A 19,340-nucleotide genomic window follows, 5' to 3' on the forward strand; every position below is an offset into this window, starting at 1 on the left:
GTCATGTCTCCGCCCCGCCCTGCTGTGCCGTCACCAGCGTTAGCTGGACATTGGTTCCCGCGCTGTCGCTGCGGATCGACAAATCGGCTCCAATCCGCTCCACCAGGGAGGCGACGATCCAGATCCCGATGCTGCGCTCCATGGGAATATCGTTGACCCGGCCCGAAATCATCGCAGCGACGATCTCGGGGGGCATTCCCGGTCCCTCGTCGGCGACGCTGAGTACGACCGTCTGGGCATCCTTGCGGATGAGAGAGACGGTGACAGTGGATCCCGGCGGGGAGGCCCTGACGGCATTCAGCATCAGATTGATGAGGATCTGCCGGAGTGCGTCAACGTCCACCCGGAATTCTGTCGGCTCCTCGAACCTCCAGGCAAGCCCGACGCAGGCACGACCGGCTTCCGGAGCGATCAGGATCTCAAGGTCGCGAATGTCCTGAGCGGTGATCATTCGCGATCCCGACCTTCGGCGATAGGTCGAGAGCGTGACGTCGACCACCCGGCCGATGCTGTCGAGCCCGTTCTCCAGAAAGGCCAGCGTTTCCTTCCGCACATCCTCTCGGTCGCCAAAGCGCTTGAGCGTGGAGATACCATTTTTCAGTCCGGCCAGCGGATTGCGCACCTCGTGAGCAATGCTGGCTGCCATGCGTGCCAAAAGTCCATCACGTTCCTGCTGCGCCATCTGTTCGAGGATGGTGACCCTTTGGGCTTCAGATTGCTCGCGCATCGCCAGAGCCGCCTCCAACTGGCGCAATTCGTTGCCGCGCCGCCAGTCTGCGCCGGGTGTTGAAGAACCCTCCGGATCAGCCAGCCGCTCGATGAACTGATCGAGTGGCTTCAGCGAACGCCGTGTCACGGCATAGGCCGCCGCCGCCGCGACAATCGCCACCAGGATATCGATCCCGAGTGCCGCATTGGACGCGGCATCCGTGGCCGCCTCAAGCGGCTCGGTGTCAAAGGTCGCGGCGAGATAGAGACGCCCCTCGGTCATGCCATAGCTGCGCGCAACCAGAAGAACGGATCTCTCCGAAACCAGGCGCGCGCTGGCATCGTCGAGGCCGCTGGATTGCACCTCGGTCAAGGCAGCGTTGAGCAGATCTCCATCCCTCTCGGCCAGCGTCACCGTGATTGCTTCACCGGATTGGTCCGTCCAGCGGGCTGCAATGCTTTCTTCGAGAAGCGCTGTGCGAAACTCAAGCGATGCCGCCAGCGTGCGCTGCACGGATTGCCGCGCATCGGCTTCGTTTATCTCAGCGGCAATATTGCCCGCAACAGCATCGAGGAAGACCAGTGCCTGATCGCGCAGGCCCGTCTCGTTGCTCGATCGCAGAGCCATGATGCCGAGCTGCGTGGTGCCGACTGCGACCAGGAACATCGCGACTGCCACGAACAATGGCAGCGCGACGGAGAGTGGCAGTTTGGGACGCGAAAATGAGGCCATGCAGACTGATTAGACCAAGTCGCGCTTTGCCTGCCAACACATATTTCTCAAGCGAGCCCTCACCGTTCCATGATCAGGACGTCACCTGCCATCTCTGGTGTGATCCGGCTGAGCCAGGGCGCGCCAAACCAGTTCGTCCGCAGTGGCCGTGGTGTGCGACCGAGCACCACCGCACGCATGCCGACGATACCGGCAGGTATGGCGCAGGCAGTGTCCGGTGCAGCATGGCGCGCATAGCTGCAACCGAAACGGTCTGCGATCTCGGCAAACCCTTTGTCTTTCAACTGCTTGTCCGCAACATGCACAATCTGGGTCACCTTCCAGAGATTGTTGAGAAGGGACCATTCGACGAGTGGGGCCAGGTGATCTTCGCCGCAATCGCGGACCACCAGCGTCTGTGCCGTATCTGGCAACGGCGTCTTGGCGACGAAGAGTACCGGGCCGCCATGGCAGCTCGGCAGGCGCAACAGGCCATCCGGATCCCAGGTGGTGCGGTCCATCCGGGCCTCGACCTGATGATGAAACCAGCCCTGGCAGGGCAGGACGAGCAGGGTCTGGCCCGGCTGTGTCTCACAGCGGAGAATGGCTTCGGGATCGCCTTCATCATAGTGCAGAATCGACGCCACGTCCGTCTCCGCCGTAACCGACTTGAGATCGCTGATGGCGTCGCTTGCCCGCTCGCGGATCAGCCGACGTACTCGCGCCTGATCAGCTGCGGCATGGATCGCATGCGTGTCGATGATGGTGTGTGCCGAGAGGCTCGCCCCGGATTGCTTGGCAATGGCGCAAGCGCGCTCCGCGACGTGTGCGACCTGTCCGTCGATCACGGCGAACCGGACAGCCCCGAGAGCCGGGAGGACCGGCATATCGATGCGCGGTGCCGGCTTCGACCCGGGCGCTCTGTTTTCCGTCTCGCCTACCAATGTTTTCGGAGCCACGGAAACCCAACCGCTCCGCGTGCCGAGCGATTGATCGGCGCGTGTCAACACGCCGGAAAGAGCGTCGTCGCCGGAGAGCGTCAGCTGCGCCCCCGAGACGTAGGCTGCGCGACCAAGGAGATGGCCGGCGACCGGAACGGTGAGCAGCAGGAAGACGACGGTCAGGACACCCATCACCGTCGCGTCGAACGCTCCATGGGCAATGACGCTGCCGATGATGACCAGGCCCGCGCCCAGCGTTCCCGCTTTTGTGGCGGCATGCATGCGCTGGAACGGATCGGCAAGCTTGATCACGCCGTATGCGGCGATGCAGAGAAACACGACGCCGGCAAGCTTGAACAGAATGGACAGGATAGCGAGCATCACGCGTCCTCCTTTTTCTTCTCCAGAAGTGCCGACAGCGAACACGTCGCGAGGAAGCCGATCAACGCGATCCCGAAGGCGACGTCGAGGAATTCACGGCGGCCGGTGACGATCATCGTCAAGGCGGCGATCGCGACGGCAATCCCGGTCAGCATGTCCAGCGCAATGAAGCGGTCGGCATAGCCGGGACCCGTCACCATGCGGACGGCCGCAAGCAGCAAGGGAACCATCAGGACGGCGATCATGATGGCGGCGAATGTTGATAGAAACCCATCCAGAAGCGCAATCATCCTTCGATCTCCTTTATCCGTGTTTCGAACGTGCTCTTGATGCTCTCCACCACCGCATCGGGCTGTGGCGCATCGAGAACATGAACATAGAGGGTGCTCAGATCCTCGCTGACATGCAGCGAGGTTGTGCCCGGCGTGAGGCTCACGCAGTTCGCAAGTGTCGTAACGCCGGCCCTGCTGTGCAGATCAAGTGGAACGGCGAGGATTGCCGGCTTGAGCTGCGAGCTGTCGCCAAGCACCTGTCGGGCGACGGCCATGGACGAACGGAAGAGTTCGTTGATGAAGACCAGTCCCAGGGTCACCGATCTGCCGATGCGTTTGATGATGCTCATGGCGTCACTCCTGCCGTGGTGCTTTGATCAATTATGGCGCCCATCAGCTCGGTACGGTTGCCGATGCTGTCTGCGGCGAGGTTTGAGAAAACGATGAGCGGTTCGGGATTGAACCCAATCGCAAGCGTGATAGCTCCGAGCACTGCGATCGGCGCGATCATCGCGGCGGGCACCGTGCGCACCCGGGTCTTGCGCAGCGGCTCTTTCCAGAAGGCCTCGATCCAGATCTTGGTCATCGAGAAAATCGTCAAAAGACCGACGAAGAGGGCGATGCCTGCGAGCCAGGCCGCGTCGCCCTGGAAGGAGGCGTCGACAACCATCAGTTTCGCCCAGAAGCCGGAAAGCGGCGGGATGCCGGCCAGGGACAGGGCAGGAATGGCGAATAGCACGGCCAGCATCGGCGAGGACTTCATCAGTCCACCGGATTTGCGCAAGTCGAATGTCCCGGTCGCCCGGTGGATGGCGCCTGCAACGAAGAACAGGTTCGCCTTCACCACGATGTGGTGGATGATGTAGAAGACCGCGCCTGCCATGGCGAGCGGGGTGGCGATCGCCAGCCCCAGCATGATGTAGCCGATCTGGCTGATGATGTGGAACGACAGGATACGACGCACATCCCATTGCACGGCGGCCCCGAAAACGCCGAACAGCATGGTGCCTGCCGCAAACACGGCAATCAGTGGCTTCAAGATCCCGTTGTCGACCTCGAAAAGAAGGGTGAAGACCCGGAAGAGGGCGTAGACGCCGACCTTGGTCAGGAGGCCCGCGAACACGGCAGACACGATGATCGATGCCGTGTGGTAGGAGGCCGGAAGCCAGAAGAACATCGGGAAGAAGCCGGCTTTGATACCGAAGGCGAGCAGGAACATCATCGCCGACAGGGTGAGTGCCGCCGAGGACTCTGTCTGCGGAAGCACCATGGCCAGGTCTGCCATGTTCAAGGTGCCGGTTGCGCCGTAGAGCAGCCCGGTCGCCATCAGGAAGAGGATGGTCGAAAGGAGATTTAGGACGGCATATTTGATCGCCCCGTCGATCTGGGCGCGCGTTCGGTCCAGCGTGATCAGGCCGAGTGTTGCGATCAGCATCACTTCGAACCAGACATAGAGATTGAAGATGTCGCCGGTTAGAAATGCGCCATTGACCCCGATCATCAAGCCCAGAAACAGCGGGTAGAAGCCGGATCGAACCTGTCGCTGGCGAAGGTCAGCGACGGAGAAGATCAGGGCACACAGCGCCAGAAGGCTGGAAATTACAACCATTGCGGCGCTGAAGCGGTCGGCGACGAAGACGACGCCGAAGGGTGGCATCCAGCTGCCGAAGGTCTTGGTCAGAATGCCGCCGACCATGATCGCGTTGGCGAGCGTAACGGACGCGCCGAATGTCAGGATCATGGCCGTGAGCGCGATGACGCGCTGCAGCTTTGGCCGCGAATGAAAGGCGGCAGCCAGCGCCGCTCCGATGAGCGGTAGAACGACGGGCCACAGGAGAAGCGTGTCAGCCATTGCGGATGGCCTCCTTTTCGAAGGGTGAGCCCAGGTCTTCGGCATCGTTATGTTCGTCGGTGAACACCGAGCCAAGCGTGTAGTAGGCCTTGAGCACGAGGGCGGCGGCGAATGAGACGAGCGCAAAGCCGATCACGATTGCTGTGAGGATGAGCGCCTGGGGTAAGGGATTTGCAGCCCCTTCGCCCAGTGTCTGCGATCCCTGCGCGATGACGGGGGGCGCCGTGAATTGCAGGCCGCCTGCGATGAAGATCAGAAGGTTCGCCGCAGTGGACAGCAGGACGATCCCGAACAAGATGCGCATCACGTGGCGCGACAGGAGGAGGTAGATGCCGGCACCCATCTGGGCCGCAACGGCAAACGCGTAGATCAGGCTCACTGTTCTACTCCTTCATAAAAACGAAAGACCAGGGAGAGCACACCGCCGATGACGACCATGAAGACGCCGATATCGAAGGCGGTGGCGGTGCCGAGATGCGTGGAGCCGAGCTCGAACCACCAATGCGTGAGGAACGATCGATCCGAGACGAGACCGGGAAGGCCGCTGAGAAAGGCAAGCACGAGGCCGGCCCCGATCAGACCAACCGGGTGAACGATCAGGGCCTTGCGAGCCTTTGCGACGCTGTCGGAGAGCGCAAGAAGCGCAAAGGCAAGAGCTGCAAACAGGCCGCCGATGAAGCCGCCGCCCGGCTCGTTATGGCCGCGAAACAACATGAAGACAGACACGCCCAGCAGCAGCACGAAGAAAAGGCGGGACATGGTGGAAAAGATGACGGACATGGCCGATCACTCCTTGTTGCGGGCGGGTTTGAGGGAGCCGCGCAGCAGTCCCCAGGCGGCAATGGTGGCAATGGCGACGACCACGATTTCGCCGAGCGTATCGATGGCGCGGTAATCGACGAGAATGACGTTCACGACATTGCGGCCATAGGCTTCGAGGTAGCTCGTTTCGCCGAAGTATTCGGAGAGACGAAGGTCTATGGGCGTGACGCCGATGGAGGCGAGCGCGATGAACATCATCCCGGCAAAGCCCACGGCGATCATGCCGTCGCGCCGCCGCTCGGACAGCGTGCGTGAATGCCGCCGTCGCGATGGCAGCTTGAGAAGCACGGCCGTCATTAGGATCACGATCAGCGTTTCCACGGCCATCTGTGTCAGAGCGAGGTCCGGAGCGCCGTTCAGCATGAAGATCACGGCCGAGCCGAAGCCTACGATGCCGACGGAGACAAGGCCGGCAATCAGCGAGCGGACGATGATTGTGGCAATCGCGCCGACGACTGTCAGCATTAGGACAAGGGCAACCGAGATGCGGATGCTGCCCTCGGAGGCGAGGAAGTCTGCCGACGGAGCCGCCAGGAAGGCGATTGCCAGGCCAAGCGTGACCACCAGAACGACCAGTGTTGTGTAGCGATGCTGATCGCCGTTCTGGAGCACCCTGGTTGACAGGCGTGCCGTCGCCAGAACGCCGTTCAGGGCCTTGTGATAGAAGCGATCGCCGAGGAAGGCGTAAAGCGTGTCGTAACGGCGGAGCGCGTTGTGAATCCGGGTCCACTTTATGATGATGACCGCACCGATCGCGACGACGAGCATGGACAGGAGCAGCATGGGCGTCAGGCCGTGCCAGAGCTTGAACGAAACATCGACCGGCTGACCGAGCAGTGCAGAGGCGGCCGGGCCGATGAGCCACTGTCCAGCAGGCGCAGGGATAAGACCGATCAGAATGCCGCCGGCTGCCAGTAGCAAGGGGCCTGCCAGAAGACCGGATGTCTCGCCATGATGGATCTCACGTTCGGTCTTGGATTTGAAGTAGAAGGGACGGATCGACACCACGCCGGCCACGCCGACCATGACGGCATTGACGAGAACCGCAGCCGCGATCGGCAGGATGTTCCAGTCATTTGCAAGCTGCGCCTCGAACAAATATTCCTTCGAGATGAAGCCGACAAAGGGCGGCAGACCGGCCATCGAGAGGCTGGCAAGCACGGCAGCAACGGCGGTGACCGGCAGGAAGCGGGCGAGACCCGCCAACTTGTCCAATCGGGTTTCACCGGTCGCATGGATGGCGGTGCCGGCACAGAAGAACAGTGCCGCCTTGTAGAGCGCATGGGTGAGAATAAAGCCGACGGTGGCAACAGCGGCAACTTCGCCTGTCAGGCCGATCAGCATGACGAGGATGCCGAGCGAGGCGACGGTGGACTGGGCGAGCACCGCCTTGAAGCCTTCTGCGCGAAGCGCCTGCAGAGCAGCAATGATCATGGTCAAGGACCCGAAAATCACCAGCGTGTGTCCGAAGCCCGGCATACCGGCAAACACACCGTCGAAGCGCGCGAGCAGGAAGACGCCGAGCTTCACCATGGTCGCCGAATGCAGATAGGCAGACGCAGGCGTCGGCGCGGCCATGGCATTGGGTAGCCAGAAGTGGAACGGGAACTGCGCGCTCTTGGTGAAGGCGCCGATCATGACCAGGACTGCGATCGGTATAGCCCAGGCGCTTTCGACCAGTTCTCTCGAGCGTGCGAGCACTTCCGTGAAGGAGAAGGTGCCGAGCGTCATGCCGATGAGAAGGATGCCGGCAAACAGCGCGAGACCGCCACCGCCCGTGACGATGAGGGACTGTAGTGCTGACTTGCGTGCCGCTTCCTTGTGACCGTCAAAGCCGATCAGCAGGAAGGAGGCAAGGCTTGTCAGTTCCCAGAAGACGAACATGACAATGAGATTGTCCGACAGGACGGTGCCGAGCATCGCTGTCATGAACAACATGATCAGGGTTAGGAAGCGACCGGTCTCGGCACTCGGCTTTTCAGCAAAATATGCCCCCGCATAAATCACCACGAGCGTTCCGATGCCGCTGATCAGCAGCCCGAACAGCAAAGCGAAACCGTCCAGGCGGAACGCAAGTTCGACACCAAGGGAGGGCACCCATTGCATCTGCGCGATCAGGGCCTGCCCGCCTGCCAACGGCTCGACATGCGTGAGAAGCGAGGAGAAGATGAACAGAGGTATGAGGCTCAACGCCCAGCCGGTGTATCGCCCGAGCAACGAGGAGGCCGGTTTGGCCAAGATGGCCCCGGCCAGTGCGATCAATATGGTCCACTCAAAGGTCACGGTACGAGTTCCTCTTGTTGTCCATCAAAGGACAGCAAGAGGTGTGCCAATCTGAAAATATATAAAAATCAATATCTTAGTATGGAGCGTTCTTGAGATGTGTTCAGATTTCCGAATGGCTAAGGTGTGGGAATTCGGAATTCCGAACAGGTTCTCGTTCTCAAGAGCGTCGAAATCCAGCACAATATTGGACTGGACGGTTCAGAACAGGGCGAGGCCAAACAGGATCTGTTTCCTTGCCTGCCTAGGCCGAGCGGCTGATGGCGACATCCGCCACCAGCTTGTTTGCAGAATCTGAGCTCGGATATAGTCCGGCCCAATTGCGGGCCGCTCTCAGCTCAATGCGCGATCATCACGTGGCGTACGGCGGTGTAGTCTTCCAACGCGTAGATCGACATGTCCTTGCCATAGCCGGACTGTTTCATGCCGCCATGGGGCATTTCGTTGCAGAGCATGAAATGCGTATTGACCCAGGTGCAGCCGTAGCGAAGCTTGGCGGCCGTCTGCATGGCGCGGGAAATGTCCTTGGTCCAGACGGAGGAAGCGAGGCCGTAGTCGCTGTCGTTTGCCCAGGTCACGGCCTGATCCGCATCGGAGAAACGGGTGACCGAGACAACAGGGCCGAAGACTTCGCGGCGGACGATTTCGTCGTCCTGCGTGGCGCCGGCAATGACGGTGGGGGTGTAGAAGAAACCCCTGTCGGAGCCTAGCTTGCCGCCAGTGACGACTTCCATGTGCTTGTGTTCGGCAGCCCGCGTGACGAAGCTTTCGACGCGGTCGCGCTGGCGCTTGGAGATCAGCGGGCCGATTTCATTTTCGGCATCGTCTGCCTGGTTGAACTTGATGGTCGAGACGGCGGAAGCGAGATCGGCAACGAAGCGGTCGTAGATCTTGTCGCTCGCATAGATGCGGCAGGCGGCGGTGCAGTCCTGGCCGGCATTGTAGTAGCCGAAGGTGCGGATAGCTGCGACGGCCGCGTCAATATTGGCATCGTCATGGATGATGACCGGGGCCTTGCCGCCGAGTTCAAGATGGGTGCGCTTGACGGTCTTGGCCGCGGCGGTCAGCACCTTCTTGCCGGTCGCGATATCGCCGGTGATCGAAAGCATCTGGATCTTCGGGTGGTTGATCAGCGCATTACCAACGCTTTCGCCACGGCCGAGCACGACATTGACCACGCCCTCGGGCAGGATGTCAGCCATGACCTTCGCGAGTTTCAGCGCCGTCAGCGGTGTCTGTTCCGACGGCTTGAAGACGATGGTGTTGCCGCCGGCGAGTGCCGGGGCAAGCTTCCAGGCCATCATCATCAGCGGGTAGTTCCAGGGGGCGATGGAGCCGACGATGCCGATTGCGTCGCGGCGGATCATCGAGGTGAAGCCCGGCAGATATTCACCCGAGGCCGGTGCCTGCAGCGTGCGGATCGCGCCGGCGAAGAAGCGGTAACAATCGACGATGGCGGGGATTTCGTCATTCAGCACGGCATTGATCGGCTTGCCGCAATTGAGGCTCTCCAACGCTGCGAAACCGGCGGCGTCCTTTTCGATCGCATCGGCAATGGCGAGCAGATAACCGGCGCGCTGGCCGGGTGTCGTCTGGGACCACGAGACGAAGGCGCCTTCGGCGGCATCCACGGCCGCTTCGACCTGGGCGATCGAAGCTTCCGGCAGATCGACAATGACCTCGCCGGTTTTCGGATTGAGGATCTTTTCCTCCGTTTCCGAGCCGGCTTCGAAACTCGCGCCGATCAGCATCCGGGTGTCAATCTGGGCGTTCATGGCGTTCTCCCTCTTTGTTTGATGATTCATTTGCCGCTTCCGGCAATCTGGTCTGTGTCTCGGGTCAGGTAATAGGCCGCCAGGATGGGCAGGAAGGTGACGATGACGACGACCATGGCCACGACATTGGTGACCGGGCGCTGGCGCGGGCGAATCAGTTCTTCCAGCATCCAGATCGGCAGGGTGGCCTGCTGACCGGCGGTGAAGGTGGTGACGATGACCTCGTCAAACGACAGCGCAAAGGCAAGCATGCCGCCGGCCAGAAGCGCGGTTGCGATGTTCGGCAGGATCACGTGGCGGAAGGTCTGGAATCCGTCGGCGCCGAGATCCATCGAGGCTTCGATCAGCGAGCCGGAGGTGCGGCGAAAGCGGGCGACCGCATTGTTGTAGACGACGACGACGCAGAAGGTGGCGTGGCCAAGGATGATCGTCCAGAAGGAAAAGGGGATGTCGCCTATCGAGAAGGCCGAGCGCAGCGCGATACCCGTGACGATGCCGGGAAGCGCGATCGGCAGGATGACGAGCAGCGAGACCACTTCCCGGCCGAAGAATTTTGTGCGGGCCACGGCGGCGGCGGCAAGCGTGCCGAGCACGAGCGCAATGGCCGTCGCAATCGAGGCGACCTTGACGGAGAGCGTCAGCGCTTCCCAGATGTCAGGCCGGTTCCAGGCGACGGCGAACCACTTGGTGGTGAAGCCCGGTGGTGGCCACTGGAAGCTCTTTTCCTCCGTGGTGAAGGCATAGACGAAGATCAAGAGGACCGGCAGATGCAGGAATGCAAGGCCAAGACCGGCTGCGAGCTTCAGGCCGAAGCCGGAGGATTGGGAACGATCAGAGCGCATCGAATGCCCCCATGCGTTTGGCGAGGGCGAGGTAGAGCCCCATGATGACGATCGGCACCACGGAGAAGGCGGCGGCGAGAGGGATATTGCCGGTCGTGCCCTGCTGGGCATAGACGGCCTGGCCGATGAAGAGCCGTGACGTGCCGATGATCTGCGGGATGATGTAATCGCCCATGGTCAGAGAGAAGGTGAAGATGGAGCCGGCGACGATGCCGGGCAGAGCGAGCGGAAAGAGCACGTAGCGGAAGGTCTGGCGCGGATCGGCACCGAGATCGCCTGACGCCTCGACAAGATTGGCGGGCACACGCTCAAGCGCCGCCTGGACCGGCAGGATCATGAAGGGGAGCCAGACGTAAACGAAGACGATGAAGGTGCCGATATAGCTGATCGACAGCGAATTGCCGCCGATGACGGGGATGGCGAGCAGGTCATCAAGCAGCCAGGTCAGATGCAGCTTGGCAAAGAGCCAGGTGAGGATGCCTTCCTTGGCGAGGATCAGTTTCCAGGCATAGACCTTGACGAGATAGCTCGACCAGAGCGGCAGCATGATGCCGAGATAGAAGACCGCCTTCCATTTTCCCCTGGCATAACGCGCGGCATAGTAGGCGATGGGAAAGGCTATGGCGGCAGAGGCGAGCGTGACGGCGGCCGCCATCAGCAGCGTGCGCAGGATGATGTCGAAATTGGCCGGCTGCAGCAACTGGCCGTAGGTCGCCAGCGTGAACTCGTAATTGATCAGGCCGGAAAACTCGTCGATCGAAAAGAAGCTCTGCAGCAGGAGCGCCAGCAGCGAGCCGACATAGACGATGCCCAGCCAGAGCAGGGGCGGGGTCAGCATCAGGAAGAGCAGGAGGCCGGGCTTGCGCCAGAACAGGTCTGACAGCCTGCCAATCGCGCCCTGCCGGCCGGGCAGGATGGCGGTCTGGGTGGATGCGGTCATGCCGCGTCCTCCATGGCATGCAGATCCGACGGCGCCCAGGCGATGCGCACGGTCTCTCCCGCCTGCGGTGCGGGCTGGCCGGCGGGCACGGACAGGGCAAGCGGTGCGATCGCGGTATCGACGAAGAGTTTCGTCGAGGCGCCGAGGAAGCTCGTCGAGCGCACGGTGGCGCTGACGCCGCCTTCGGAGACAAGGCGGATTGCCTCTGGCCTCAGGCTCGTCCAGCGGGCTTCGCCGCCAAGCGCCTTCATCGCCTCAGGCGCGATGACATTGGAGGAGCCGACGAAATCCGCGACGAAGCGGGTTTTCGGGCGGTTGTAGATGTCGTGCGGTGTGCCGGCCTGGACGATCTTTCCGTCGTTGAAGACGGCAACGCGGTCGGCCATGGAGAGCGCCTCGCCCTGGTCATGGGTGACGAAGACGAAGGTGATGCCGAGCGCCCGCTGCAGGCTTTTCAGCTCTTCCTGCATCTGCTCGCGCAGCTTCAGGTCCAGTGCGCCGAGCGGTTCGTCGAGCAGCAGAACCTTCGGCTTGTTGACCAGCGCGCGGGCAAGGGCGACGCGCTGACGCTGGCCGCCGGAGAGTTGGCCGGGCTTGCGGGCGCCGTAACCGGGTAGCTTGACCATGTCGAGCGCCTGTTCGGCTGCGCGGTGGCGCTCGGCCTTGCCCATGCCCTTCACCATCAGGCCATAGGCGACATTGTCGAGAATGTTCAAATGCGGGAAGAGGGCGTAGTCCTGGAAAACCGTGTTGACGTTGCGCCGATAGGGCGGCACGCCGCCTGCGGCCTCTCCAAAGATTTCGATCTCGCCCGATGTCGGCTGTTCGAAGCCCGCGATCAGGCGCAGGCAGGTCGTCTTGCCCGACCCCGAAGGCCCCAGCATGGCGAAGAATTCGCCGGGTGCCACGGTCAGGTCGACGGCATCGACGGCTTTGACGGTGCCGAAATGGCGCGAGACCTTCGAGAAGGAGACGGCTGCGGTCATGGAAGGGCTCCAGCGTTGTCTATTGGCCCCTCATCCGCCTGCCGGCACCTTCGCCCCGCAGGCGGGGAGAAGGGCGCAATTTCGCCGGCCTCGCAGAGCGTCAGCTGACATCATTCAGAGCGGTGGTTCGGGGCAAGTCCCCTCTCCCCGTTCACGGGGAGAGGGTTAGGGTGAAGGGCCAGATGCCCCAGAGCGTTGCTTAACGGCCGCCGATGACGCCGATGTAGTCGGAAACCCAGCGGTGATAGGGCACGCATTCGCCCTGGCTGCATTTCGAGGTCGGGGTGCGCCAGAACTTGATCTTGTCGAAGTTCTCGTAGCCGTTGGTCTTGCAGCCTTCGTCGCCATAAAGCGCATTGCCCTTGCAGGCGGCGGGAACGGAAGGGACTGTGCCGAACCAGGCGGAGACATCACCCTGGACCTTGGGCGAGAGCGAGTGCTCCATCCACATATAGGCGCAGTTGGGGTGCTCGCTTTCGGCATGTAGCATGGTCGTATCGGCCCAGCCGGTGACGCCTTCCTCGGGGAAGGTGGATGCGATCTTGGCGCCTTCGGCCTTCATCAGGTTGACCTGGAAGGGCCAGGAGCCGGAGGCCGCGACGCCTTCGTTCTTGAAGTCGTCGATTTGGATCATGGCGTCGTGCCAGTAGCGGCCGACGAGCTGACGCTGGCCACGCAGGAGGTCAAGCGCCGCCTTGTACTGGTCCTCGTTCAGCTCGTAAGGGTCCTTGATGCCGAGTTCGGGCTTATGGGCCATCAGGTAGAGGGCGGCATCCGCCACATAAATCGGGCCGTCATAGGCCTGGACGCGGCCCTTGTTGGACTTGCCGTCGGGAAGGTTCATTTCCTCGAACACGACCTTCCAGCTCTTCGGAGCCTCGCCCTTGAAGACATCGGTGTTGTACATCAGGACATTGGCGCCCCAGACATAAGGCGTGCCGTAGTGCACGCCGTCCTTGGTGTGCCAGGGCGCATTCTGCAGGCGCTCGTCGATGGTCTTCCAGGAGGGGATGAGATCGGTGTTGATCGGCTGGACGCGCTTGCCGGCCACGAGGCGCAGCGACGCATCGCCCGAGGCGGTGACTAGGTCAAAGCCGCCCTCGTTCATCAGCGCCACCATTTCATCCGAGGTGGCCGCGGTCTTGACCGAGACCTTGCAGCCGCTCGACTTTTCGAACTCGGTGACCCAGTCGTAATTCTTGTCAGTTTCACCGCGCTCGATATAGCCGGCCCAGGCAACGATCGACAGCGCGCCTTCACCCGATCCCAGTTCCTTTAGCGGTTCCTGGGCAAACGATGCCGTGGTCATGCTGAGGACGGAAGCAAGGGCTGTGCAGCATTTCAGTATCGATTTCATCGCGACGTCTCCCGGTTGTGAGTGGCCACTTGTGCGGCTCAATGTTCCCGAGGTGAAGGTGCCGCGATTACGCCGCATTCGCAAATTCATTCGCCAGAATGTCGATATCGGCTTTTCCGATAGCTCTACGTTTTTTTGCGGTGTGTGCCATTCATCCCCTGCCGGCACCTTCTCTCCGCAGGGGGGAAGGTGCCGACGGCTGGCCCTGGTGTTCTTCTGCACGTTCACCAGGAGGAGGTGCTGGCGTTCGACAAGCTCAGGAGGCGGATGAGGGGTAGACCGCATCGCCTATTGCGGCCATCAAACCGCCGACCCGATCGCCCCCTACGGCTCTCGACTGGTCGATCTCCGGCATAATTGAATTGAAGCTTGTGGCTCAGCCCCATAAAACCTGCTGGCGCTATTTTTTGATTGCGGCAGCCGATCTCTGTCCTCGGAGCGTGTATCGGTTTGAATGGAAGCTGACAGAGGAATGCAGATGTCGATCACGGTCCAGAAAACAATCCCTGCTGCGCGAATGCATCAGTTCCACCAGATGGTCGAGCGGTGGCTTCAGGAAGGTCCGATCAAGCTTGCGACCAATGCCACGATCACCGCGATGGACAATGCCGAAATCCCCAAGGAAGAACAGGCGGCGATCATCGAGGACCGGGACATCATCATGAAACACAATATGCGCCTCGGCCTGATCAGCGAAATCTTCGCGGCGGCCATCGAGAAGGCTGTGAAATCATCCCGTTCCGGACAGGAGGCACAGGACGAGATCGCTCGATTGATCGTGACTGCGATCGGCATCCGCCAAGCCGACGAGAGTGAGCTGGTCACGTTCACCTTCGCTACCCAAAGCGAGGCCGATGCATTCAACGGGCTCGCCTGACGGGCACGATCGGCGCTTCTGTGCCATGACCTCAACCGGCCCGAAGCGGACTTCAGACAAACAAAGTAACATTGCATTTGCCTTCAGAAATTAACAGGTTGCCAGAACAGGCTCCGCTATCCTTCGCGAACGAATTTGCGGAGAGTGCAATGAGTCGATTTGTTTTTACTTTGCTTTTTGGTCTGGCGGTCGCGGCAACTGGAATTGGCGCAAGACATTATGTTCAAGCGTTGGGACCCTATGGGCTTGTCGCTGTGATGTGGGCAACCATTGCGATCTTCATGATGATCTGGCGTTCGCTTTCGGTCTCAGCGTTCGTTTCAAGCATCACTATTTCCAGCGCGATCTGTTTGCCCATCATTGCATACCTGATCAACAAGTGGCTAGGTTTTGGAGTAGGTGCGGTAATTTTCTATCTAGCCTCTAAATGGGCTGAAAAACTGAAAGATCGGTCGTCACCAAACGTTGGTCAATGACCGCAGTTGGCGCAAAGCGGTAACGTGACACCACCGTCGACTGGTGGCACCCTCTACATAAGCCCGTCAGATGTGCGTGGCCGGACAGAACGGTCACCGCAGCCTTCCACTCCGGCTTGCCTCCGCAATCCCGACAAAATCGCGTGCCGATTGCGGCAGGCTCGAGCCCTTGCGCCAGACCATGCCGACCTGCACCACCGGCAGCGCACCTGACACATCTCGGCTTTCGATGCGGTCGCCTTCGAGCGACCAGGGACGGTAGACGAGATCGGGGAGCAGGGCCACGCCGGCGCCTGTCGCGACCAGGCTGCGGACGGCTTCCACGGAGCGGGTGCGGAAGGCAACATGGGGGCGGGCGCCCAGTGCCGAGAGGAGCTTGCCGGTATTTTCCTCGATTTCGTCGACCGTCAGCATGATCAGCGGCTCGCGGGCGATGTCCTGCACCGAGATGATGTCGGCCGAGACGAGGGGATGGCCAATCGGCAGCCAGAGTCTGTATGGCGAGGTTTCCAAGATCTCTGCCTGCAGCGCCATGCGGTCGCGCAGGTTGGAGATGACCATGACGGCGACATCGAGTTCGCCGCCGATCAGCAGGTGTTCCAGATAAGACCCGTTATCCTCCAGGGCGGAAACCTCGACGCCCGGGCAGGCTCGGCGATAGCGGGCGAGGAGATCGGAGAGGACATAGCCAGCAACGAGCGAGGTGACGCCGATGTTCAGCGTGCCGCCAGTGTCGTTCCGGGTTTCGGCGAAGACGTTGCGGGCATCCGAGACGTCCGCGAGGATCTTCGTTGCATGCCGGAGAAACTGGTGACCGTTATAGGTGATGGTGAGGCCGCGCGGATGTCGTTCGAACAGTTCCACGCCGAGATCGCCCTCAAGTTCCTTGATTGCCTCGGTTACTGAAGACTGCGAGATCGAGAGGTTCTGGGCGGCACGCGTGACGGAGCCCTGTTCGGCGACGGCGATGAAATACTGAAGCTGACGAAAGGTAAAAGCCATGCCTCACTGAAGCACGCCGTACCGTCACTCGACAAGCGTCCCAACGATGATGGTTTGCGGGTCCAGAGATGCAAATGTCGCCATATCTGAGGATCCGCCAGCGCCCGCCATTGTCAACTTGCGGCACGCATGAAGGCAATCCAGAAGGTCAGACAGTCGACGAGTGATGAACGTCGCCGATGCCACCTCCATGAGCAGGCCCGCGGCATGCGAATTTCTCAATCCGAGCCTCGCTGAGCGATTTGGCGTGCCGCGCCATCAAAGGTCCATTCTTCGTTCCGTCTTGTCGTCGAACAGATGAAGGTTGGCGATGTCGAAGGCAAGCGGCAGGGCGTCGCCGGGGGTGAAACGATGGCGATCTGCCGTTACGACGTTGATCTCAGGTTTTGTCGCCGATCCGAGATAGGTCATTGCTCCCGTGCTCTCAATCGAGCCGACCGGCATTGTCATCATCGCCTGCTCAACCGGAACCAGACGCAGATGTTCGGGCCTGAGACCGATGGTCAGAGAGAGCCCGGTCGGCAGTTCCCGGTCAAGGCGGATCTCCTGGCGTCCGCCGACATCGACAAGCAGTGATCGCCCGCTCTCGCCAACCGTCGCCGGGATGAAGTTCATTGCCGGCGAGCCGATAAAGCCGGCCACGAACTTGCTGACCGGACGGTCATAGAGGTCGAGGGGCGCGCCCTGCTGTTCGATCACGCCCTGGCGCATGACGACGACATGGTCGGCCATGGTCATCGCCTCGATCTGGTCATGCGTGACATAGACGGAGGTCGCACCAAGGCGATCATGCAGCGAGCGGATCTCCTTGCGCATATGTACGCGCAGCGCCGCATCGAGATTGGAAAGCGGCTCGTCGAACAGGAAGGCCTTCGGGTGCCGGATGATCGCCCGGCTCATCGCCACGCGCTGTCGCTGGCCACCGGAGAGTTCGCGCGGATAGCGATGCAGGAGATTGGACAAGCCCGTGGTGACGGCCACCTCTTCCGCAGCCTTCTTCGCCTCGGCCTTCTTCACCCCGCGAATGCGCAGCGAATAGGTGAGGTTTTCCTCCACCGTCATATGTGGGTAAAGCGCATAGGACTGGAACACCATGGCAAGATCCCGCTTGCGCGGCGGCACCCCGTTCATCCGCTCGCCCCCAATGACGAGATCCCCTGCGGAAATGCTTTCAAGGCCGGCCAGCGAGCGCAGCAGCGTGGACTTGCCGCAACCGGACGGGCCGACAAGTGCGACGAAGGATCCCTTGCGGATCTTCAAGTCAATGTCCCGCAGCGCGTGATAGGCACCGTAATACTTGTTGACGCCGGAGAGTTCGATCTGATGGGTCATTTGAGAGCTCCAGACGTGAGACCGGAAACGATCCGGCGCTGCAGAAGGACGAAGACGGCGAGGATAGGGGTTACATACATGGTGGCAAAGGCCATGATGTTGTTCCATTCATTGGTGTTCGGACCCATGAAGGAATTGAGGCCGACGCTGGCGGGTTGGTACTCCGCCGCCTGGATGATCGACTTCGAATAGACGAACTCCCCGAAGGCCTGCATGAAGATCAGGATTGCGGAGACGAGGATGCCGTTACGGGCCAGCGGCAGCACGATGTTGAAGAAGGCACCGACCCGCGAATTGCCATCGACAAGCGCCGCCTCCTCCAGTTCCATCGGCACGCTCATGAAGGTTGCGCGGACAAGAACCACGAAGAAGGGCATGCTTTTCGCGGCAATCGCGATGATGACGGCGAGACGCGGCGTCTCGAGCAGGCCGATCTGCGAGAAGCCGACAAAGATCGGCGTGATCATCAGCGACGCAGGCAGGACCTGCAGCATGAGGATGAGGAATAGCCCGACATCGACCCAGCCATTGCGATAACGGGCCAGCACATAGGCGCAGCCTGTGCCGAGCACGGTGATCAGCGCCACCGCGCCGAAGGCGATGACAAGCGAATTCCACATGTAGCGGGCGAGGTTCCGGCTTTCCCAGACATAGGGGAAAGCGGCCCATTGCGGGTCGCTCGGCCAGAAACTCGGCGGCGTGGCGAACATCGCCGAACCGTTCTTCACCGTGGTGATATACATCCAGTAGAGCGGGAAGAGATAGATGGCGGCCAGCAGGAGCGCGATGGCGAGCATCAGTCGGTTGCGTACAGTCTCGCTCATCCGCGCACCTCCTGCCGGGTGGACCGGACATAAACGACCGAGGCCAGCATGACGAAGATGATCATGATTACCGAGATCGTCGCCCCCCGGGCAAAGTCATATTGCTTGAAGGAAAGGTCCCAGGCCCAGTACTGCGCGACATTGGAGGAATTGTTCGGCCCGCCCGCCGTGATCGCGGCAAACAGGTCGAATTGCTGCAGCGTGAAGATCAGCCCGAGCGAGACGATGGCGCCGATCGTGGAGCGCATCATCGGCAGCGTGATCGTGGTGAACCGCTGCCAGACATTGGCGCCATCGAGTTCGGCCGCCTCATAGAGATCCTTGGGGATGCCGGACAGGCCGACCGAGAGCAGGATCATGTTGAAGGAGGCCCCGAGCCAGATATTGGCAATGATCACGGCCCAGAGCGAATAGGTCGGGTCCGAGCGCCAGAAGATGTTGGCGGAAATGATCCCGGTCTCGCGCAGGAAATAGTTGAACACGCCGAAATCGCCGGAAAGTATCCAGTTCCAGATTGCGCCTACCACCAGACCCGGCATGACCCAGGAGACGAGGAAGAGGCCGCGCAGCCAGGATGCGCCCGGAAAATTCGTCCAGAAGAACAGGGCAAGGCCAAAACCGATGACAAACTGGCCGGCAATCGAGGCAATCACGAAGATCGCGGTATTGGTGAAGATCGGCCACGTCTCGCGCTGGGAGAAAAGCGCGACATAGTTCTTGAAGCCGACAAAGGGCCGGAAGAAGGTTCCGAGCGAGAACATGTCGACTTCCTGGAAACTCATCAGCACGTTGTAGAGCAGCGGCAGGCCGGACAGAAGAATGAGGAAACCGAGTGGAAAGGCAACGAGAGTGATGTCGAAGCCGCGTCCATCGGTCAGGCTGGATAGGATCTTGCGCATCGCAGTCTCCGCTGAAGCGATCATGGCTCCGGTCGGGCCGCCCCCGCAGTTTGGGGAAC

Annotated in this window: 19 protein-coding genes; 2 read left to right on the top strand and 17 right to left on the bottom strand. The window is 61.1% G+C overall.

Features of this window, described 5'->3' with window-relative positions:
• Position 1 precedes the first annotated feature (1 nt).
• From FAA97_RS17410 to FAA97_RS17470, 13 genes are all read right to left on the bottom strand, one after another.
• Positions 2 to 1,441 (bottom strand): sensor histidine kinase, encoded by a 1,440-nt coding sequence (locus tag FAA97_RS17410; protein ID WP_136599833.1) that lies wholly within the window; start codon positions 1,439 to 1,441, stop codon positions 2 to 4.
• A 59-nt stretch (positions 1,442 to 1,500) separates the two neighbouring features.
• Entirely contained in the window at positions 1,501 to 2,742 is a 1,242-nt protein-coding gene (locus FAA97_RS17415) for a monovalent cation/H(+) antiporter subunit G (RefSeq protein ID WP_136599834.1), read from the bottom strand.
• Positions 2,742 to 3,032, bottom strand: a complete 291-nt coding sequence (locus tag FAA97_RS17420; protein ID WP_054150741.1) for an MrpF/PhaF family protein — start codon at positions 3,030 to 3,032, stop codon at positions 2,742 to 2,744. The genes FAA97_RS17415 and FAA97_RS17420 overlap by 1 nt, the downstream gene beginning before the upstream one ends.
• A complete protein-coding gene (locus FAA97_RS17425; protein WP_136599835.1) occupies positions 3,029 to 3,364 on the bottom strand; it encodes a Na+/H+ antiporter subunit E in 336 nt (111 codons plus the stop codon). Before FAA97_RS17425 ends, FAA97_RS17420 begins: the two co-directional genes overlap by 4 nt.
• The gene (locus FAA97_RS17430; protein WP_136599836.1) at positions 3,361 to 4,866 is read right to left on the bottom strand and encodes a Na+/H+ antiporter subunit D; all 1,506 of its coding nucleotides are present in this window, start codon (positions 4,864 to 4,866) and stop codon (positions 3,361 to 3,363) included. Before FAA97_RS17430 ends, FAA97_RS17425 begins: the two co-directional genes overlap by 4 nt.
• Positions 4,859 to 5,245 (bottom strand): NADH-quinone oxidoreductase subunit K, encoded by a 387-nt coding sequence (locus tag FAA97_RS17435; protein ID WP_136599837.1) that lies wholly within the window; start codon positions 5,243 to 5,245, stop codon positions 4,859 to 4,861. Before FAA97_RS17435 ends, FAA97_RS17430 begins: the two co-directional genes overlap by 8 nt.
• Positions 5,242 to 5,646 (bottom strand): MnhB domain-containing protein, encoded by a 405-nt coding sequence (locus FAA97_RS17440; protein ID WP_136599838.1) that lies wholly within the window; start codon positions 5,644 to 5,646, stop codon positions 5,242 to 5,244. Before FAA97_RS17440 ends, FAA97_RS17435 begins: the two co-directional genes overlap by 4 nt.
• A gap of 6 nt (positions 5,647 to 5,652) precedes the next feature.
• Positions 5,653 to 7,971, bottom strand: a complete 2,319-nt coding sequence (gene mbhE / locus FAA97_RS17445) for a hydrogen gas-evolving membrane-bound hydrogenase subunit E (protein ID WP_136599839.1) — start codon at positions 7,969 to 7,971, stop codon at positions 5,653 to 5,655.
• Between the two features lie 338 nt (positions 7,972 to 8,309).
• The gene (locus tag FAA97_RS17450; RefSeq protein WP_136599947.1) at positions 8,310 to 9,734 is read right to left on the bottom strand and encodes a gamma-aminobutyraldehyde dehydrogenase; all 1,425 of its coding nucleotides are present in this window, start codon (positions 9,732 to 9,734) and stop codon (positions 8,310 to 8,312) included.
• Positions 9,735 to 9,772: 38 nt separating this feature from the next.
• Positions 9,773 to 10,588, bottom strand: coding sequence for an ABC transporter permease (locus FAA97_RS17455; protein ID WP_136599840.1), 816 nt, complete (start codon positions 10,586 to 10,588; stop codon positions 9,773 to 9,775).
• Positions 10,578 to 11,528, bottom strand: coding sequence for an ABC transporter permease (locus FAA97_RS17460; protein WP_136599841.1), 951 nt, complete (start codon positions 11,526 to 11,528; stop codon positions 10,578 to 10,580). The genes FAA97_RS17455 and FAA97_RS17460 overlap by 11 nt, the downstream gene beginning before the upstream one ends.
• Entirely contained in the window at positions 11,525 to 12,514 is a 990-nt protein-coding gene (locus FAA97_RS17465; protein ID WP_136599842.1) for an ABC transporter ATP-binding protein, read from the bottom strand. The genes FAA97_RS17460 and FAA97_RS17465 overlap by 4 nt, the downstream gene beginning before the upstream one ends.
• Positions 12,515 to 12,713: 199 nt before the next feature.
• Positions 12,714 to 13,871, bottom strand: coding sequence for an ABC transporter substrate-binding protein (locus FAA97_RS17470; RefSeq protein ID WP_136599843.1), 1,158 nt, complete (start codon positions 13,869 to 13,871; stop codon positions 12,714 to 12,716).
• Positions 13,872 to 14,349: 478 nt separating this feature from the next.
• Between FAA97_RS17470 and FAA97_RS17475 the strand changes: the two genes are divergently transcribed.
• Entirely contained in the window at positions 14,350 to 14,748 is a 399-nt protein-coding gene (locus FAA97_RS17475) for a hypothetical protein (protein WP_168801036.1), read from the top strand.
• 149 nt (positions 14,749 to 14,897) lie between these two features.
• The gene (locus FAA97_RS17480; RefSeq protein WP_136599845.1) at positions 14,898 to 15,224 is read left to right on the top strand and encodes a hypothetical protein; all 327 of its coding nucleotides are present in this window, start codon (positions 14,898 to 14,900) and stop codon (positions 15,222 to 15,224) included.
• Positions 15,225 to 15,317: 93 nt separating this feature from the next.
• On the opposite strand, the gene FAA97_RS17485 is transcribed toward FAA97_RS17480, so the two are convergent.
• The 4 genes from FAA97_RS17485 to FAA97_RS17500 form a co-directional block, all read right to left on the bottom strand.
• Entirely contained in the window at positions 15,318 to 16,226 is a 909-nt protein-coding gene (locus FAA97_RS17485) for a LysR family transcriptional regulator (protein WP_136599846.1), read from the bottom strand.
• Between the two features lie 258 nt (positions 16,227 to 16,484).
• Positions 16,485 to 17,558: an ABC transporter ATP-binding protein gene (locus FAA97_RS17490; protein ID WP_136599847.1), complete on the bottom strand. Its 1,074-nt coding sequence runs from the start codon at positions 17,556 to 17,558 to the stop codon at positions 16,485 to 16,487.
• Positions 17,555 to 18,382, bottom strand: coding sequence for a carbohydrate ABC transporter permease (locus tag FAA97_RS17495; RefSeq protein WP_136599848.1), 828 nt, complete (start codon positions 18,380 to 18,382; stop codon positions 17,555 to 17,557). Before FAA97_RS17495 ends, FAA97_RS17490 begins: the two co-directional genes overlap by 4 nt.
• Positions 18,379 to 19,281 (bottom strand): carbohydrate ABC transporter permease, encoded by a 903-nt coding sequence (locus FAA97_RS17500; protein WP_136599849.1) that lies wholly within the window; start codon positions 19,279 to 19,281, stop codon positions 18,379 to 18,381. Before FAA97_RS17500 ends, FAA97_RS17495 begins: the two co-directional genes overlap by 4 nt.
• Between the last annotated feature and the right edge of the window lie 59 nt (positions 19,282 to 19,340).

Source organism: Peteryoungia ipomoeae (assembly GCF_004912165.1).
GTDB classification, from domain to species: Bacteria; Pseudomonadota; Alphaproteobacteria; order Rhizobiales; family Rhizobiaceae; genus Allorhizobium; species Allorhizobium ipomoeae.

Coding starts and splice junctions, on each gene's coding strand:
- FAA97_RS17485 (WP_136599846.1), bottom strand. CDS start 16,226: ATGGCTTTTACCTTTCGTCAGCTTCAGTATTTCATCGCCGTCGCCGAA.
- FAA97_RS17410 (WP_136599833.1), bottom strand. CDS start 1,441: ATGGCCTCATTTTCGCGTCCCAAACTGCCACTCTCCGTCGCGCTGCCA.
- FAA97_RS17430 (WP_136599836.1), bottom strand. CDS start 4,866: ATGGCTGACACGCTTCTCCTGTGGCCCGTCGTTCTACCGCTCATCGGA.
- FAA97_RS17415 (WP_136599834.1), bottom strand. CDS start 2,742: ATGCTCGCTATCCTGTCCATTCTGTTCAAGCTTGCCGGCGTCGTGTTT.
- FAA97_RS17425 (WP_136599835.1), bottom strand. CDS start 3,364: ATGAGCATCATCAAACGCATCGGCAGATCGGTGACCCTGGGACTGGTC.
- FAA97_RS17500 (WP_136599849.1), bottom strand. CDS start 19,281: ATGCGCAAGATCCTATCCAGCCTGACCGATGGACGCGGCTTCGACATC.
- FAA97_RS17490 (WP_136599847.1), bottom strand. CDS start 17,558: ATGACCCATCAGATCGAACTCTCCGGCGTCAACAAGTATTACGGTGCC.
- FAA97_RS17475 (WP_168801036.1), top strand. CDS start 14,350: ATGTCGATCACGGTCCAGAAAACAATCCCTGCTGCGCGAATGCATCAG.
- FAA97_RS17465 (WP_136599842.1), bottom strand. CDS start 12,514: ATGACCGCAGCCGTCTCCTTCTCGAAGGTCTCGCGCCATTTCGGCACC.
- FAA97_RS17460 (WP_136599841.1), bottom strand. CDS start 11,528: ATGACCGCATCCACCCAGACCGCCATCCTGCCCGGCCGGCAGGGCGCG.
- FAA97_RS17495 (WP_136599848.1), bottom strand. CDS start 18,382: ATGAGCGAGACTGTACGCAACCGACTGATGCTCGCCATCGCGCTCCTG.
- FAA97_RS17470 (WP_136599843.1), bottom strand. CDS start 13,871: ATGAAATCGATACTGAAATGCTGCACAGCCCTTGCTTCCGTCCTCAGC.
- FAA97_RS17420 (WP_054150741.1), bottom strand. CDS start 3,032: ATGATTGCGCTTCTGGATGGGTTTCTATCAACATTCGCCGCCATCATG.
- FAA97_RS17455 (WP_136599840.1), bottom strand. CDS start 10,588: ATGCGCTCTGATCGTTCCCAATCCTCCGGCTTCGGCCTGAAGCTCGCA.
- FAA97_RS17480 (WP_136599845.1), top strand. CDS start 14,898: ATGAGTCGATTTGTTTTTACTTTGCTTTTTGGTCTGGCGGTCGCGGCA.
- FAA97_RS17440 (WP_136599838.1), bottom strand. CDS start 5,646: ATGTCCGTCATCTTTTCCACCATGTCCCGCCTTTTCTTCGTGCTGCTG.